12 protein-coding genes are annotated in these 17,679 nt (G+C 64.7%); 4 read left to right on the forward strand and 8 right to left on the reverse strand.

Annotation, left to right across the window (positions count from 1 at the left end; genetic code table 11):
• Positions 1–162: 162 nt before the first annotated feature.
• Positions 163–1,047 carry an SMP-30/gluconolactonase/LRE family protein gene (locus NSE01_RS17305; protein WP_246135268.1) on the reverse strand — a complete coding sequence of 295 codons (885 nt, stop codon included), beginning with the start codon at positions 1,045–1,047 and terminating at the stop codon, positions 163–165.
• Positions 1,048–1,050: 3 nt separating this feature from the next.
• On the reverse strand, positions 1,051–2,853 hold the full coding sequence (locus tag NSE01_RS17310) for an IlvD/Edd family dehydratase (RefSeq protein WP_147160907.1): 1,803 nt from the start codon (positions 2,851–2,853) through the stop codon (positions 1,051–1,053).
• A 289-nt stretch (positions 2,854–3,142) separates the two neighbouring features.
• Here NSE01_RS17310 and NSE01_RS17315 point away from each other — a divergent pair, with 289 nt between their 5' ends.
• Positions 3,143–4,075: a Gfo/Idh/MocA family protein gene (locus NSE01_RS17315; protein WP_147160908.1), complete on the forward strand. Its 933-nt coding sequence runs from the start codon at positions 3,143–3,145 to the stop codon at positions 4,073–4,075.
• A 6-nt stretch (positions 4,076–4,081) separates the two neighbouring features.
• Here NSE01_RS17315 and NSE01_RS17320 read toward each other — a convergent pair whose 3' ends face one another.
• Positions 4,082–6,034 (reverse strand): beta-galactosidase, encoded by a 1,953-nt coding sequence (locus tag NSE01_RS17320; protein ID WP_147160909.1) that lies wholly within the window; start codon positions 6,032–6,034, stop codon positions 4,082–4,084.
• 122 nt (positions 6,035–6,156) lie between these two features.
• Here NSE01_RS17320 and NSE01_RS17325 point away from each other — a divergent pair, with 122 nt between their 5' ends.
• Positions 6,157–8,265: an alpha-galactosidase gene (locus NSE01_RS17325; RefSeq protein WP_147160910.1), complete on the forward strand. Its 2,109-nt coding sequence runs from the start codon at positions 6,157–6,159 to the stop codon at positions 8,263–8,265.
• Here NSE01_RS17325 and NSE01_RS17330 read toward each other — a convergent pair.
• On the reverse strand, positions 8,262–8,894 hold the full coding sequence (locus NSE01_RS17330; protein WP_147160911.1) for a 2-dehydro-3-deoxy-6-phosphogalactonate aldolase: 633 nt from the start codon (positions 8,892–8,894) through the stop codon (positions 8,262–8,264). The two genes, NSE01_RS17325 and NSE01_RS17330, sit on opposite strands and share 4 nt — an antisense overlap.
• Positions 8,891–9,781 carry a 2-dehydro-3-deoxygalactonokinase gene (locus NSE01_RS17335; protein ID WP_246135269.1) on the reverse strand — a complete coding sequence of 297 codons (891 nt, stop codon included), beginning with the start codon at positions 9,779–9,781 and terminating at the stop codon, positions 8,891–8,893. Before NSE01_RS17335 ends, NSE01_RS17330 begins: the two co-directional genes overlap by 4 nt.
• Positions 9,782–9,933: 152 nt before the next feature.
• On the opposite strand from NSE01_RS17335, the gene NSE01_RS17340 reads away from it, so the two are divergent.
• A complete protein-coding gene (locus tag NSE01_RS17340) occupies positions 9,934–10,641 on the forward strand; it encodes a FadR/GntR family transcriptional regulator (protein ID WP_174812063.1) in 708 nt (235 codons plus the stop codon).
• Positions 10,642–10,643: 2 nt separating this feature from the next.
• Here the strand turns inward: NSE01_RS17340 and NSE01_RS17345 are convergent, their stop codons facing one another.
• The 3 genes from NSE01_RS17345 to NSE01_RS17355 all read right to left on the reverse strand — a co-directional run bounded on the left by NSE01_RS17345 (position 10,644) and on the right by NSE01_RS17355 (position 14,631).
• Entirely contained in the window at positions 10,644–12,146 is a 1,503-nt protein-coding gene (locus NSE01_RS17345) for an SLC5 family protein (RefSeq protein WP_246135270.1), read from the reverse strand.
• Between the two features lie 188 nt (positions 12,147–12,334).
• Positions 12,335–13,084, reverse strand: coding sequence for a SapC family protein (locus tag NSE01_RS17350; RefSeq protein WP_147160913.1), 750 nt, complete (start codon positions 13,082–13,084; stop codon positions 12,335–12,337).
• Positions 13,081–14,631: a tryptophan halogenase family protein gene (locus NSE01_RS17355; protein WP_147160914.1), complete on the reverse strand. Its 1,551-nt coding sequence runs from the start codon at positions 14,629–14,631 to the stop codon at positions 13,081–13,083. Before NSE01_RS17355 ends, NSE01_RS17350 begins: the two co-directional genes overlap by 4 nt.
• Positions 14,632–14,908: 277 nt before the next feature.
• Here NSE01_RS17355 and NSE01_RS17360 point away from each other — a divergent pair, with 277 nt between their 5' ends.
• Positions 14,909–17,677 (forward strand): TonB-dependent receptor, encoded by a 2,769-nt coding sequence (locus tag NSE01_RS17360; protein ID WP_170233886.1) that lies wholly within the window; start codon positions 14,909–14,911, stop codon positions 17,675–17,677.
• The last annotated feature ends 2 nt before the right edge of the window (positions 17,678–17,679 follow it).

Raw genomic sequence — 17,679 nt, forward strand, 5'->3', positions numbered from 1 at the left:
CTTAGGGTTTGGGCGTTCGCTGCATATGCCTGCGGTAGAGCTTCTGCTTAAACCGCCAGTCGAGCCGGCGGGCCGAGATCTGTTCAAGCGGGCCACAGCGGTGCACTGACGTCGATCAGACGCTGATCACCGGGCCAGCCGGTAGCACAACAAATGCCGCGATTACCCCAGGTACTGGTGTGCCATCACCCCAGTGGCCCCTGCATCGATCTCGAACAGGGCTCCGGCAAGGGGATCGTCAGGAAGGCCATCGCCAGCGGACGTGACGAACATGCGCGACAGATCCTCCCCTGCGAAGCACACGTTGGTGATCTGCGGTGTCGGCAGCACGATCTCGCGGTCGAGGCTGCCATCAGGATTGAAGCGGGCCACCTTTGCGCCGGCGTAGAAGGCAATCCACAGGCCGCCTTCGCGGTCGCAGGTCATGCCGTCCGGCGACCCTTGCGCGGTATCGAACTGCAGGTGCGGTTCGCGTGGGCCGAGTGTGCCGTCGGCATGGAGGGCAAACTTCGAGACCTGACCGAGGCGGCTGTCCGTGTGATAGAGCACCGCGCCGTCAGGGCTGAAAGCCGGGCCATTGGCGATCGTGATGCCATCGTCATGCCGGGTGATCCCGCCCGAGGCGTCGAGGCAATAGAGTGCGCCGCTGGCTGGCCAGTTCGTTGCTGGTTGATCGGCAAAGGGCATTGAGCCGGCCCAGATGCGCCCTCGCGCGTCGGCCTTCGCATCATTGAGACGGTTGCCGGGGCGCTCGGGCTGCGGGTTGGCGATGAATTCCAGTCTGAACGGGTCAAGATCGAGGCGGTAGAAGCCCGATGTCAGGCCGACGACGAAGCCGCCGACTGCCCGCTCGATGATCCAGCCGATGGCTTCCGGCATATCCAAGTGGCGGATGCTTTCATCAGCCAGGCTCATCCGCCACAATTTGCGGCCGAGGATATCCGTCCAGAACAGCGCGTTCTCCCGCGCACTCCACAGCAGGCCTTCGCCCAGGATATCGCGCGTGTCGCGTGGGATCGCACGGACGGCGGGCAATTCTGGCGTCATGGCTTAGTGGCTGTCGCGGGGGAGGCCGCGTTCCTGCGCGATGCGCTGATACTGCACGGCGGATTCGATCACCGCACCGCCCGGATACTGGCCGGTGATCTTGCGATGAAGCTCTTGCCACGGCGTTTGCGGGGCAGGCACGTCCACGCCCACGCCGAGCGCTTCGCGGCGGCGCTGCAGTTCTTCCTCGGGAACCAGCATGTTTGCGGTTCGGCGCTTGAGATCGATGCGGATCCGGTCACCGGTCTGGAGCAGGGCAAGCCCGCCGCCAACCGCGGCTTCGGGCGCTGCGTTGAGGATCGAGGGGCTGCCGGATGTGCCGGACTGGCGGCCATCGCCGATGCAGGGGAGCGCATCGACGCCCGCGCGGATCAGCGCTGCCGGGGCGCGCATGTTGACGACTTCAGCGCCGCCCGGATAGCCGATCGGGCCAACGCCGCGGATCACGAGCAGGCAGTTCTCATCGATCTCCAGCGTGGGATCGTCGATGCGCGCGTGGTACTCTTCCGGACCATCGAACACGATCGCGCGGCCTTCGAACGCTTCCGGGTCGTCAGGGTTCGAGAGATAGCGGGCGCGGAACGAGTCGGAAATGACGCTCGACTTCATCACCGCAGATTCGAACAGATTGCCGCTCAGGACGGTCAGCCCAGCATTGTCGAGCAAGGGCTCGGTCAAGGGCTTGATGACCCGGGTGTCCTCGATGGTCGCATGGGCGTAGTTTTCGGCGAGGGTCTTGCCGTTGCAGAACAGGGCGTCGCCATCCAGCAATCCGGCGCGTAGCAGTTCACCGACAACGGCCGGCACGCCGCCGGCGCGGTAATAGTCCTCGCCGAGGTATTCACCGGCCGGCTGCAGGTTGACCAGCAGCGGCACGCCCGCGCCATGGTCCTGCCAATCATCGAGCGTGAGTTCGACGCCCATGTGGCGCGCAATGGCGTTGAGGTGGATCGGAGCATTGGTCGATCCGCCGATGGCGCTGTTGACGCGGATTGCGTTGAGGAATGCGGCGCGCGTCATTATGTCTGACGGTTTGCGGTCGGCCTTGACCATTTCGACAATGGCGAGGCCGCTCTCGTAGGCGGCTTGCTGGCGATCGCGATAGGGCGCGGGGATCGCTGCCGAACCGGGCAGCGCCATGCCGAGGGCTTCGGTGAGCGAGTTCATCGTCGTCGCCGTGCCCATCGTGTTGCAATAGCCGGTCGAGGGGGCGGAGGACGCGATCAGCTCGATAAAGCCGCGGTAGTCGATCTCACCCGCTGCGAGCAATTCGCGCGCCTTCCAGATGATCGTGCCCGAGCCAGTACGTTCGCCCTTGAACCAGCCGTTCAGCATCGGGCCTACCGACAGCGCGATGGCGGGAATGTTGACGGTGGCCGCGGCCATCAGGCAGGCCGGTGTCGTCTTGTCGCAGCCGACGGTGAGGACAGTCCCGTCGAGGGGGTAGCCATAGAGCACTTCGACCAGCGAGAGATAGGAGAGGTTGCGATCAAGCGCAGCCGTCGGGCGCTTGCCGGTTTCCTGGATGGGGTGGATCGGAAACTCGATGGGGATGCCGCCCGCGTCGCGGATACCGTCCCGTACGCGGTCTGCCAGCACGAGATGGTGGCGGTTGCAGGGTGCGAGATCGCTGCCGGTCTGGGCGATGCCGATAATCGGCCGATCGGATTGCAGTTCCGCCACGGAAAGGCCGAAGCTGAGGTAACGCTCGAGATAGAGTGCGGTCATATCGGGGTTGCCTGGATTATCGAACCAGGAGCGCGACCGCAGACGGGTGGCGCCGATTTCAGTGTTCTGTTCTGTCATGCCAATTCTACCCCAACTCGGTTCTGCTCACTGCGCATGGCCAGGGAAAGGCCGCTCATCGGCCTCACCCGGACTTGCGCCAGGAATGCCGGTAAACGGCGATCATTCCTGCTATCCCACACCATACGGCCACCCCACGGCCCGGCGAGAAGCGGTCTCGTGCCGCTATCCGCCAGGATCGTGCTCCGTCCGCACCAGCAATGATGAAGCAACATCATCTGCTGTGCGATAGCCAATTTCTCGATTATAGCATATATATCAGATAAAATATTCCCAACCGGAGATTCCCATGGCTGAACGCATCAAGCTGGCGCTGGTCGGCATCGGCAAGATCGCGCGCGATCAGCATTTGCCGGCCATTGCCGCCGACAATGCCTTCGAACTGGTGGCGGCCGTGAGCCGCAGCGGACGCGTCGAAGGCGTGCCGAACTTCAACGATATCGCTGCGCTGATCGAAAGCGGATTGCCTGTTGATGCGGTCTCGCTGTGCACGCCGCCGGTCGGCCGGCACCGGATCGCCGCGCAGGCGCTGGCTGCCGGACTGCATGTCATGCTGGAAAAGCCGCCGGGGGCGACTCTGGCGGAAGTGCATCAGCTTCAGGCGCAGGCGGCGGCGGGCTCAGGGCGCAGCCTGTTTGCGACATGGCATTCGCGCCACGCGGCGGGGGTTGATGCGGCGCGGGCATGGCTGGCAGACAAGCAGATCAAGCAAGCGGCCATCGTGTGGCGCGAGGATATTCGCGTCTGGCATCCCGGACAGGAGTGGATTCTGGAGGCCGGCGGGCTGGGCGTGTTTGATCCGGGCATCAATGCGCTTTCGATTGTGACCTCGATCTTGCCCGGAGCGCTGCGGCTCGAAAGCGCGAAGCTGGTGTTTCCGGCGGGTCGCGGTGCACCGATCGCGGCGGGGCTGGCGATGGTGCTTGGTGAGGCTGCGCCCGTCTCGGCCGATTTCGATTTCCGCCCGACCTGGCCGCAGAGCTGGGACATCACGGTCGAAACCGACCGGGGCACGCTCATGCTGACGGAAGGTGGGGCGCGGCTGTGGATCGATGGCGAGGAGCAGCGCACGGATGGAATCGGTGAATATCCGGCACTTTATCGCAGGTTCGCCGAACTGGTTGCCGCCGGGAGAAGCGATTGCGACCTGCGTCCGATGGCGCTGGTGGCCGATGCGTTCCTGCTCGGCGAACGGACCGAGACCGATCCGTTCGCCTTTTGAACAGGATCAGGCCGCGCGCCAGATCGAGAGATCGCGCGGGGCCACGGTGCGGGTGCCGAGCAGGAACTCCGCGCCTTCGGGGGCGGGTGCTTCGGCAGGCTCCGCGCCATAGTTGATCGCAAACGTCAGGTTGCCCCGCCGCCGGATGCGCAGCATGCCATTGAGCGGCGTGGTTTCCACACCGGCTTCGGTGGCCATCGCCGCAACGATGGCATCAAGCGCGGCATCTTCGACCAGCGTGGCGAGGTAGTGGACCTTGCCATGGCGGACCACGGCGGGGGCGCCATCCTCGTAGCGGCCGAGCACGGTGCATTCGCCCGGCTCAATCGTCTCGCGCCAGAGACCGCTGGCGTAGGATGCGTTGCCGATGGCGATTGAGCCCGGGCAATCGGGCCGCAGCGTCTCGACCGCAAGCACCCGGATCGGCATGAGCGGACGCAGGCGGCCGGGCGCGAGGCCTTCGGGGATGGTTACGTCGTGGGTCTTGGCGCCCGATCGCGGGCCGATGAGCACAAGACCGTCCGCCGCCTGCAGCCGCGCAGCCGCTTCCACCGTGGGCAGGGCAAGCGCAGGCACGAGCACCATCGCATAACCGGCAAGATCCGCGCCCGGCGCGACGAAATCGACATCGAGGCCGAGGCGGCGGGTGGTGCCGTACCACGCCGTGAGGATCTTCTGGTAGTTGTAGCCGCGGCCCTGCTGCTCGATCTGGCCGAGCCAATCGGATTCGTGATCGACGATAATGGCGACCGGTGCCTTGGTGGGGGCGGGGAGATCGATCGCGCTGAGTTCGGCGTGCAGCTGCTCGACCTCGGGCCATGCTTCGGCGTGGGTGCAATCGGGACGAAGCAATCCGGCGTGCATCTGTTCCTGCGCATAGGGCGCCTGCCGCCAGCGGAAGAAGCTGACCACCGCCGCGCCATGGGCAAAGGCTTCCCACGACCACAGCCGCACCATGCCGGGGGCGGGGCGGGGGTTGTGGTTGGCCCAATTCACCGGGCCGGGCTGCTGTTCCATCACCCAGAACGGACGACCCGTAAGGCCGCGCGTCTGATCGAACAGGATGCCTTGAAAATCCGGGTGGCCTGTGCGCATCAGCGGCGCGAATTCATCAGCCGTGGATTTGGCGAGCGCCAGATCGGCGCGGCCGAGCGGGTAGTTGTCATAGGCCGCGAAATCGAGATCGGCGGCGAGGGCGTGGTTGTCGACGCCGGTTTCGGGCATCGGGATGAAGTTGTGCGTCACCCAGCGGCCCGGCGCATGGGCGCGGATGATCGCGATCATGTCGGCATGGAAGCGCACCACCATGTCCGACGAATAGCGGCGCCACGCCATGCGGTGGGCAGGGCTGGTTTCGGTGACCGCGCCGACCGGCATCTCGATCTCGTCGAAGCTGCGGTATTCCATCGACCAGAATACGTTGCCCCACGCCGCATTCAGCGCGGCGATGTCGCCGTACTGCTCGCGGCACCAGGTGCGGAAGCCGGCGTGTGCGGCAGGAGAAGCGCTGATTGCGGTATCGTGGCAGCACAGTTCGTTGTCGGTCTGCCAGCCGGCGACATAGGGGTTCTCGCCGTAGCGCTCTGCAACGGCGGTGCTGATGCGCATCGCCTCGCGGTGCCAGACGGGGCTGGAGAAATCGGTGTGGCGGCGCGAGCCGAAGCCGCGCGTGCGGCCGGTTTCGGGATCGACGGGGAGGATCTCCGGATAGAGATCGATCAGCCACTTCGGCGGAGTTGCCGTGGGCGTGCACATGACGACCTTGAGCCCCGCCTTGCCCAGCGTCTCGATCGCGCGGTCCAGCCAATCCCATTCGAAGCGGCCGGGATCGGGCTCGATCCTGCTCCACGCGAACTCGGCGATGCGCACGTAGGTAAGGCCAAGCGCGGCCATGCGGCGGGCGTCCTCCTCCCACCACGCTTCAGGCCAGTGTTCGGGATAATAGCAGACGCCAAGCATGGAGGGACGATCCTTCGAAGTTTTGAGGGCTTCAGAAATGGGTTGCAGGTCAGCGCTGGTCAGCGGTAACCCGGCACCGTTCAATTATCATATAAATATACTTTTGCCATCGAAAGCTCGCCATGACCGCACCCTTTTCCGCCGCTTATCGCCTTGATGGCGCAAACGTCACGCTGGTGGTGGAGGTCTGCGCGGAGGTTCCAGCCATGCGCTACTGGGGGCCGCGGCTGCCGGACGATCTGGCGTTGGAAGAGCTTTCCGCGCTGGCGGCACGGGCGGAGGCGAATGCTTCGCCAGCCTATGAAGCGCCGCTGGCACTGACGCCGCAGGCGGGGCAGGGCTTTCCGGGCCGACCGGGGCTTGCCGCCCATCGCGGCGGGCAGGACTGGGCGAGCTTTGCGCTGCTGGTGGATGTGGAGCAGGCCTCGGACCGCCTCACCTTTACCAGCCGCGATGATGCGCATGGCCTTGAACTCGTGCACGCATTGCAGCTTTCCGGCGATGTGCTGGTGGCGTCGTCGCGGCTGACGAATGCGGGCGCGCAGGGGCTGCAGGTAGATCATCTGGCCGCGCCGGTCATGCCCTTGCCGGGGTTTGTCGGCGATGTCATCGGGTTCGAAGGGCGCTGGTCGGGCGAATTCCAGTTGCAGCGACATGCGCTGTCGATGGGCACATGGCTGCGCGAGAACCGGCGCGGACGCACCAGTCACGATGCCTTTCCGGGGCTGCTGGCGACCGAGCGGGATGCCAACGAGACTCGCGGCTTGGCCTATGGCTTTCATCTGGGCTGGAGCGGCAATCACCGGCTTGCGGTGGAGACGCTGGCGGACGGGCGGCGGTCTGTGGCGATGGAAGCGCTCTACCTGCCGGGTGAGATCACGCTCGCGCCGGGGGAAAGCGTGACCACGCCGGCGGTTTATGCCACAGTTTCGGATGCGGGGCTGGGGGCGGTTTCGCGCCAGTTCCATGCCTTCCTGCGCGCGCGGCCAGAACATCAGCGCCTGCGCGTAAAGCCGCGCCCGGTGCACTACAACAGCTGGGAGGCGGTCTATTTCAACCACGATCCGGCAACCCTGATGGCGCTTGCCGAACGCGCGGCAGCGGTCGGCGTGGAACGCTTCGTGCTCGATGATGGCTGGTTCGGCAGCCGCCGGCATGACCGCGCCGGGCTGGGTGATTGGCAGGTTAGCCCGGCGGTCTATCCCGATGGGCTCGGGCCGCTGATCGACAAGGTCCGTGGGCTCGGCATGGAATTCGGGCTCTGGGTCGAGCCCGAAATGGTCAATCCGGACAGCGACCTGTTTCGCGCGCATCCCGAATGGGTGCTGGCTACGCCGCCCGCGCCGCAGATCCCGTTCCGCCACCAACTCGTGCTCGACTTCGGGCGGCCGGAAGTGCGCGAACGGATGTACCGTGATGTGGCTGCGCTGCTTGAAGAATATCCGATCGCCTACCTCAAGTGGGACATGAACCGCGATCTCAGCCAACCCGGCGGTGCCGATGGCCGCGCGGGGGCGACCGCGCATGTGCTGGGCTTGTACGAAGTGCTCGATCGGCTGCGGGTGGCGTTCCCGGCAGTTGAGATCGAAAGCTGCGCCTCGGGCGGCGGACGTGCGGACTTCGGCGTGCTTGCGCGGACCGACCGGGTCTGGACCAGCGACAGCAACGATGCTCTCGACCGGCTTTCGATCCAGCGCGGCTTTTCGCACTTCTTCCCTGCGGAACTCATGGGCGCGCATGTCGGGCCGACGCATTGCCACATCACCGGGCGGACGCTTTCAATGCCGCTGCGGGTGGCGACGGCGCTGTTCGGGCATATGGGGATCGAGACGGATCTTCGCGAGCTTGATGCGCAGGAGACCGCCGATCTCGCTGCCGGGGTCGCGCTGCACAAGGCCCACCGGGCGCTGATCCACACCGGCGCGCTGCACCGGATCGATGCCGCAGAGGGCGTGAACGCCTTTGCCCTTGTTGCCGAGGATGGCAGCGAGGCGCTGGTTTCCTACACGATGCTGACCGAGCAGCGCGGGTATTTCGCCGAGCCGCTGCGGCTGACGGGGCTCGATCTGGCGGCGGACTACGAGCTTGGCGTAGTGTGGCCGCCGCGTCTCAAGGCGCAATGGCCGCTGAAGGATGGCGGCCGGTTCCGTGGGGCTGCGCTGATGCAGGCGGGGTTCCAGCCGCCGCGCCTCCATCCGGGCACGGCGGTGATCCTGCACCTCAAGCGTTAGAGTGCCCGGTATGCCGCGATGAACGCCGCGGCGCGCTCGGCCAGAACCTCAGGCGTCACACCGGGGCTGTAGAGCGCCGAGCCGATGCCGAACCCGCCCGCGCCGACCGCGTGCCAGGACGCCATCGTCGTGGGCGATATGCCGCCGACGGGGAGCACTGCAGTGCCTGCAGGCAAGACCGTACGGATGGCCTTGAGCACGGCCGGGCTGGCGGCTTCGGCAGGGAAGAGCTTGAGCGCGCGGGCACCGGCTTCGAGCGCGGCGAAGGCTTCGCTGGGCGTCTGGAAGCCGGGGACAGCGATCAAACCACGCGCTGCGGCGGCGGAAATCACGGCGGGGTTGGTGTTTGGCGAGACGATCAGCGTGCCGCCTGCTTCGGCCACCGCCGTGACCGAGGCCACATCAAGCACGGTGCCGGCGCCGACAAGGGCGCGCCCTTCGAGCCGCTTGGCGAGGCGGGCGATGCTTTCGAGCGGGCGGGGGGAATTGAGCGGGACTTCGATCAGGGTGAAGCCGGCCTCGACCAGCACATCGCCGATATCGTCTGCCGTTTCGGGTGTCAGGCCGCGCAGGATGGCGACGAGTGGCATGGCCGCGAAAGCGGCGTTGAAGGCATCGGCAGTGGTCATTTGAGCAGACTCCAGATCTGGGTGATTCCGGCGAGGAAAGCCGCATGGCTATCGACCAACCGGGCCGCGCAACCGAGTTCATCGAGTGCGGCGAGATAGAGGTTCCCCAGCGCGGGGGAGGCGAGCACGTCCACGCCATCGGCGCGGGCATCGGCGAAATCGCTGTCCAGCCGCGCGGCGCAATCGCTGCCGATCAGCAGACCGCTGACGTAGGAGGCCTGATCGGTGCGGTCGCGCTTGCCGAGGACAAGCGAGGCGCGGGCACCGAACAGGCGGGCGAGCAGATCACCGCCACGCGCGGCCTGCACGCCGGCGCGAAAGTCCGCGCCATCCTGCACGGTGCCATCGAGTCCGTCCGCCAGAAGGCCGCTGCGGCCGAGCTGTGCGAAGATCTCGCCCGTCATCGCCGTGGTGAAATCGACAAGATCGCCGCCCTTGAGCCGCGCCCACTTGGCATGGGTGCCCGGTTGGCAGAGCCAGGAATCGGCGGCGACAAGACCGGCAGCAGCGGCACCGAGCAGCTGCACTTCCTCACCGCGCATGATATCGGCGCGGCCGTTTCCGTCGCGCGAGACGCCGGGCACGATGGCGGTGTGGCCCGGTTCCACCCAGTGAACCGCCGCTGCAATGGCAGCAAGGCTGGCGGGCGCTGAAACATACCCCGCATCGACCCAGCCTCGATTCGAGCCGACCATGCCGGCACACAGCATCGGCAGATCACCCCAGCGCCCGCGCATGGAAGCCGCTTCGGCAGCGAAACCGCTGCCATCCATCGCGAGGATCCCGCGGTCGTCCTGCGCCGTTTCCAGCACGGTTCCATCAGCCGCGAGCACGAAAACGCGGCGATTGGTCGAACCCCAATCAACGGCGAGAGTAGTGGCTTCCAAAGTCGATTCCGCTTCCATGTTTACTCAATTATCATATCTATCTGACTTTGATATCAGGAGGAATTGAATTATGCGCTCTAAATGCGTAATCCTTACCCCGCTTGGTGAACAGGAAAGTCAGCATCATCTCGACCGACATCTTCCCCTCTGAAATGCGCACCAGCCTTGGCCGCAATCTGACCTATGGCATGCTCGATGTAATCGGGCGGGCCATCGTCATCGGCGAGTATGACAATGTCGCGTTTCCCACAGAGGCAGAGCTTGCCCGCAAGCATGGCGTTAGCCGCGCTGTAACCCGCGAAGCGGTCAAGATGTTGACGGCAAAGGGCCTGCTCAGCGCGCGGCCGCGACAAGGGACGATCGTCCAGCCGCAGTCTTCGTGGAACCTGTTTGACAGCGATGTGCTGCACTGGTTGCTGGAGCGGAAGTTCTCGATCGAACTGCTGCGTCATTTCAACCAGCTTCGCGTGGCGATCGAACCCGAAGCGGCAGCGCTGGCTGCGGTGCAGGCGACCGATCAGGAACGCGCGGCCATCGGTGCGGGCCTCGCCCGGATGGTGGCGGCTGAAGCAGGCGCGGACAACACGCTGGCGGCGGACATCGCGTTTCATGTGGCCGTGCTCGAAGGTTCTCGCAATCCGTTCTACAAGCAGTTCCGCGAAATGGTCGCGAGCGCGTTGGCTACGTCGATCCACTTCACCAACCGCATCAAGGGCCGCTCGGCCAGCATCGAGGATCACCGCGCGGTCTACGACGCCATCCTGCGGCGCGACTGCGAGGGCGCGCGCTGCGCGATGCGCCGCCTGATCGGTGATGTGCTGGAACTGATCGGCGAGGCCGAGGCGACCGTGACCACCTGACCTCAGATGTAGGTGACGTCGGGCGCCTTGGGTTCCTCGCGCTGCCAAAAGCGGATGAGCGACGCGCGCTTGCCGAAGACCAGCCGGTTCACTGCCAGCGAGAAGCCGATCGAGGACCACAGCGTCACGAACATCAGATGGATGTAGTGCAGGCCGAACGGCGCCTGGACGAAGGTGAAATACGCGTAGAGCGAGATACCGAACAGCACCGCACCGATCGCCGCGCGGGCGTCAACATCGCGGAACAGCAGGCCGACGATGAAGGCCGAGAGGATCGGCATCGAGAACAAGCCGTTCAATTGCTGGAGCAGATTGATGATGCTGACGGCGTTGGCGTAAATCGGGATCAGCGCCACGGCGATCACGATCATCACGCCTGAGGTGACGATGTTGAGCGTGCGCACGCTTGCCTTCGGGTTCACGTACTTCTGGTGGATGTCGCAGATGTAGAGCGCCGCCGAGGAATTGAGGATCGCGACGAAGTGCGTGGCGACGCTGGTGACGAGGATCGCGGCAAACGTGCCCGCGAGCCAGCCGGGCAGGATATTGCCGACGAGCTTGCCGAACGCCGCATCGTGGACATTGCCATAGAGCTTGTAGGCGACGATGCCGGGAAGGACGACAATCGCCGGAACGATCATCAGCCGGATGGCGGCGGCGGCGAGCACGCCCTTCTGCGCCTCACGCACCGAAGGCGAAGCCATCGCGCGCTGGGTGATCGCCTGATTGGTCGACCAATAGAAGATCTGGATGAACAGCATGCCCGTCAGCAGCGTGTGCCAGGGGATCGGCGAATCATTGCCGCCAATCAGGGTCAGCCGTTCGGCCGGGATACCTGAGAAATCGAAACCAATCGCCTGCAGGGAAAGGAACACGAGCACGAGGCAGATGAACAGCAGGCTCGCGCCGCTGAACGTCTCGGAAATCGCGACGGCGCGAAGGCCGCCGAGTACGCCATAACCCGCGCCCAAGGCGGCGATGCAGAATCCGACCATAACCAGCGGCAGATCGATTCCGAACACGCTGCGCAGGAACAGCGCGCCGGTATAGAGTGCGCTGGGCATCGAGATGAACAGGTTGCCGAAGAGGAACAGCGTCGAGATCATCGTACGGATGCGATCGTCGTTGTAACGCCGTTCGAGCAGTTCTGTCGTCGTGACGCACTGGTAGCGGTAATAAATCGGCACGAACACGAAGGCGAGGATGAGCAGGCCGAACACGGCGGCGAGTTCCCACCACGCGAGGAGCAGCATCTGGTTGCCGTTGGCGCCGACAAGCTGCTCGGTGCCGAGATTGGTGATGGTGATCGAGCCGGCAACGTAGACCCAGGTGAGACTGCCGCCGGCGAGGAAGAACTCGCGATCTTCATTGGCGCTGTGCGCGTGGCTGGCGCGGGTGCGCCACCACGTGAGGCTGCCGACGAGCAGGATGACGAGCGCGAAAGCGAGGAGCTGTGCGCTGCTGCCGATGGAAACCGGCACGACCGGAGTGGCGGCGGCGCTCACGCTGCAGCCATCCGTCGGGCGACGCAGATTGCCGGTGCGGACGCGGTGAAGCTCGTTACGGTGGATCGTCCTGCCATGGCATCCTCGTTATGCGGTAAATTGTCGCATTTATAATATCACGAGCTGCTACGCCTACGGCGCGGCAAGAGCAAGCTGCAAGAGCAACCTTATGTGCGACATGGACCGGATTACAAATGAAGCTGCACCGCGCTGCGCGCAATCGGGTGCTCGCCGTGGGCATTGTGGAGTTGTTCTAGCCGGGTGAGTTGGCCAAGGCTGTGCATCACCGCGTAGATCGCGCCGAGATGGCCATCGCGGTGGAGCTTTTGCAACGTTTCGCCGTCCAGCGATTCCAGCGCGAGCGGATCGATGGTGTAGGCGCCGGCGATATCCTGCTGGCGCTGGTCCGCATGGTGCAGCGTGATCGTCATCGGGGTGACGAGGCGCGCGGCGGTGACAGTGCTCACGAACCGTGCGGTCTTTTCGGCATCTGCGAGCATGGTGTTGAGGAGCGTGCGGCGGCCAGCGAGGAAGGCGGTTTCAGAGCCGCTTGCCTCGAACAGCGCGTTGCCGGGGGTGCCGCCGATCAGACTGCTGCCTTCATCGATGCATAGTTCCAGCTCACCGCCGTCTGGCGCACCGAGATAGAAGGGCAGGCGCAGCACGTTGAGGGGCAGGTAGGTCGCCGCCCAGCTGCCGCCGATCACGAAGAGGTTGCGATTTGCGGCAAAGCCCAGCAGCGCGACGAGCCGGAAGGCTCCGGTTGCGCCGTCCTTGATGAATACGATCGGATAGTCGCAAACCGCGAGCGGGATTTCGCTGAAGCCAAGCGGCACATGGCCAAGCATGGCGGCTGCGGCAAGATCGGTGCCGTGGCCGATTGTCACGCTGCCATGGCGCTCGCGGCGGACGGCGGCGAGGGTTTCTGCGCCGCTCATACCGCCTGAAACCCATGGACGCGCACGGCATCAAGCAGCGCGCGGTGCGACGGCAGCGCGGCCAGAGCCTGCTCCTGCTGCCGCTGCGTCGCCATGAAGCAGCGCTGCGCGAGCGCGGCTTCGGCGGTGACCTGGCTGCCTGCCGCAAGATTGCATTCAAAGCCCATGCCGTGGAGTACGTACTGGTAGCTCGGCCACGAGAACACTTCGGGCTGATGCGGGAAATCCTGCGGCCCGGGCGGGAGGTGGCGCCACAGTTCCAGTTGCTCGAGGAGGCGGTCGGGCACCGTCGCGGGATCACGGTTGTCGCGCCAGAAGGCGGTGTCCTCGCGCTTGGTCAGGACATAGTGGAGCTTGAGGAAATCGATGATGCGCGCCCAGTGATGCTCGAACGCGGCGTTGAACTGGCGGGCGAGCGGGGCCATGACCGCGCGGCTCTGCGGCAGGCGATCGACGATGAAATCGACCGCGGTCTCGATCAGCATCAGCGCGGACGCTTCAAGCGGCTCAAGGAAGCCGTTGGCGAGGCCGACCGCAACGCAGTTCTTCTCCCAGAAGCGCTGACGGTGGCCCGAGCGGATGGGGATGCGGCGCGTATTGAGTCCTTCGGCTACGGGGCCGAGATAGGCGCGCAAGGTGGCTTCGGCCTCGTCGTGGCTGGTGTGGCGGCTCGAGTAGACATAGCCGGTGCCGCGCCGGGTAGGCAGGCCGATATCCCAGATCCAGCCGGCGTCCTGTGCGGTTGAATTGGTCTGGCTGGCGACGGGATCATCCTCGTGCTCGTAGGGCACCTGCAGCGCGACCGCATTGTCGGCGAGCAGCACGTCGCCGCAATCGACAAAGGGCACCCCGTAAGTCTGGCCGATCAGCAGTGCGGCAAAGCCGGTGCAATCAATAAAGAAATCGCCGGAGAGCAGCCCCGTTTCGCGCGCTTCGACGCCGGTTACAAAGCCCGCATCGTCGAGTTTCACGCCGGTCACGTCGTCGATCACATGGCGCACGCCCAGTTTCTCGATGCAGTGCTTCTTGAGCAGTGCAGCAAACTTCACCGCATCGAGGTGATAGGCATAATTTGCTAGGCCAACGTACTCCGCCGTGCTGATCGATTTTGGCGCGAGGCCCGCATCGCAGAGCGCGGACTGGAAATCGACGGCATGTGCGAAATCAGTGCCGGCACCATCCTGCCGCCGCAGCCAATGCGCCGAAAGATTGATCTGGGTGGCGGCCTGCGGCGGATTGAGCGGGTGGTAGTAGCTATCGCCCGGTTTGCCCGTGACCCAGCCGGTGAAGCGTGCGCCCTGCTTGAAGGCGGCATCGCACGAACGGAAGAATTCGGTTTCCGAAATACCGATCTTGCGCAGTGTGTTGCGCATCGTCGGCCAGGTTCCTTCGCCAACGCCGATCGTGCCGATGGTCTCTGATTCGATGAGCGTGACCGAGACCCCGTTGTCACCATCCGGGCGGTGTGCTGCAGCAATGCGGGCTGCGGCAATCCAGCCGGCCGAGCCTCCGCCGACGATCACTATCTGCCGAACCCTGTCGTTCATGTCCTGCTCCCTAAACCCTTATTTCCGCTGCCTTGCACGCCTTGGCAAGTCTCGCCCAGATCGTCCGCTGCCGTGTGAGGTGCAGCAAATAAGCACCACTGCCTAGGCAATCCAGCTGCCCAAAAAACTTTCATTTGATTTATCTGATAAAACATATCAGTCAAACCCCAACGGCGCGGGGTACCTCGCGTCGAAGCACTTAGCACGTCCCGATCTGACATGGCGGGCGGCAGCAAGGGAGAGCCAGTTTATGTCTCAATTCAATAATTTAACTGCTATGTCGCGCCTGCGCAGCCAGGCCCTCGCCTGCTGCAGCGCACTGGCCATCGTTGGCGGCGCCGCCCCCGCATTCGCGCAGGATTCTGCTGCTGCTGGCGTTTCGGAGCCCGAAGCGATCGTCGTCACCGGTATTCGCAGCAGCCTTCGCAGCGCGGCCGGCATCAAGAAGAACTCGCTGGCGATCGTCGATGCGATCAGCTCGGAAGACCTCGGCAAGTTCCCCGACACGAACGTCGCGGAATCGCTGCAGCGCATCCCGGGCGTGTCGATCGACCGCAGCAACGGCGAAGGCCGTTTCGTCACCGTCCGCGGCTTTGGTCCGGCGTTCAACACCGTCCTCGTCAACGGCCGCACCTTCGCCAGCGACAACCAGGGCCGCGAATTCTCCTTCGACCTTCTCGCTGCCGAACTGATAAGCGGCGCTGAAGTCTACAAGAGCTCGCAGGCTCGTCTCCAGGACGGCGGCATCGGCGCGACGCTCAACATCAAGACCCCGCGTCCGCTCGATCTGGGCGGCTTCAAGGCGGTTGTCTCGGCCAAGGGCCAGTACGAACGCAACAGCGACAAGGTGACGCCGCAGGGTTTCGGCCTCATCAGCGACACGTTCGCTGACGGCAAGTTCGGCCTGCTCGCCTCGGTTTCGTACCAGAAGCGCGATGCGCAGACCCGTTACACCCAGAACCGCGGCTATATCCCCGGTACCACGGTCGGGACCGGTGCCAACGCCATCACCAACGTGTTTGCTCCGCGCAACCAGGACGTTGGCCAGGACGATCAGTCGCGTGAGCGCATCGGCTTTACCGGCACGGCGCAGTATCGTCCGAACGACCAGCTGACCTTCACGGTCGACGGCCTCTACAACCAGTTCAACGTCGATTCGCGCGTTCAGGCGCTCGGCAGCTGGTTCGAGCCTTCGAGCTACACGGCGGCGGCGATCGATTCGAACCGCACGGTCACTTCGCTCACCACCAATGGCAACGCGGACCTCATCCAGACGTCGAACAATCGCTACGTGAAGACGTACGCGCTTGGCGGCAACGTCGAATGGAAGCCGAACAGCCAGCTGACGGTCAAGGCCGACGTTTCGTGGTCGCGCGCCAAGGATTCGGCAGGCGGTCGCAACTACTTCACCGTGATCGGCATCCCCAGCACCTACAGCTTCCAGCAGGCGACGGGTAACGGCTTCCCCTCGACCACCGGCTACACGGCTGACCTCACCAATGCTGCGCTGGGCCGTTCGCACATCGCGCTGCGCCAGGGCAACAGCGAGGCCGAACGCGTGCTCGAGTACAAGCTCGACACCGAGTGGAAGTCTGATGGCGGCGCGCTCGATGCGATCCGTCTGGGCTTCGTCAACACCAACCGCAGCAAGAACAGCCAGAGCATTGCGACCGATCCCAATACGCTGTGCCTCTATTGCGGCTACAATGAGCCGGCTTCGGCAGCGCTGCTGAGCAAGCTCACGCTGCGTGCACCGAGCGGCACCGGCAGCGTGCCGACCAACATCCTCGGCTACGACGCCGACGCCTACTTCAAGTTCCTTGAAAGCCCCGCCCAGGCTGCAGCGCGCGATCAGGCGCGCGGCTTGCCCGCAGGGACGACCGCAGCGCTGCTGGCAGCGACCAACGGCTTTGCCGCCACGGTCCAGCCGAACTCGTTCGCGGTGTCGGAGAAGGTGTTCGCTGGCTACCTCGAAGCCGATCTCAAGGGTAACCTTGGTGCGATGCCGTGGACGGTCAACCTCGGTGCGCGCTACGTGCACACCGAAATCACCGCGAGCGGCCGCCAGCTGGCGCTGACCGATCTGCTTGCGGTTCCGAACGATCCGACGATCTACCAGGCGGTGTTCGCGAACGGCGGTGTCCCGGTCTCGACGGCGCAGCGGTCGAGCTACGATTACTTCCTGCCGAACATCAACGTGAAGGTGAACCTGACGGACAAGTGGATCGTGCGCGTCTCTGCGTCGCGCACGCTCACCCGCCCGCAGATTCGCGACCTCGCGCCGCGCACCAACTTCGACGTGACCCGTCCTGCAAGCCTCGACGCGAGCGGCGGTAACCCGAACCTGCGGCCCTACACGGCGAACAACTTCGATGTCTCGCTGGAATGGTACCCGACGTCGACCACGACGCTGTCGGTTGCCGGTTACTACAAGAGCATCGACAACTTCATCGTGCAGACCCGTTCGGCCGAGAACTTCACGATCGCCAACGCCAGCGGCCTGCCGATCGGTGGTGGTATCACCGGTCCGACCACCGCGACGTTCAACGTGCGCCGTCCGCGCAACTCCGAGAACGTTTCGGTGCGCGGTGTCGAACTCAACGTGACGCACACCTTCGACTATCTGCCCGCGCCGCTCGATGGCTTGGGTCTGTCGGCCAACGCCACGTTCGTGGACAGCAGCGCGGCATTCGACGTAACCCGGTTTGACCAGTCGGTTGCGGTCGAAGGTCTCGGCAACAGCTACAACCTGACCGGCTTCTACGAAAAGGACGGCTTTGCCGCCCGCGTCGCCTACAACCGCCGCGGCCGGTTCCTTGAATACCTCGTCACGCCCGGCCAGGGCGGCGACCCGGTCTTCCGCCGTCCGTACAGCCAGGTCGACGTGCGCGTGAGCTACGACATCAAGAAGTTCGCGCAGGTCTTCGCCGAGGGCACCAACGTGACCAATGCGAAGAACATCACCACCGGTCGCTTCAACAATCAGGTGCTCGACTATGTCGATACCGGTGCGCGCTATGCCGCCGGCGTCCGCCTGAACTTCTGATC

It is taken from the genome of Novosphingobium sediminis, assembly GCF_007991615.1.
GTDB lineage: Bacteria > Pseudomonadota > Alphaproteobacteria > Sphingomonadales > Sphingomonadaceae > Novosphingobium > Novosphingobium sediminis.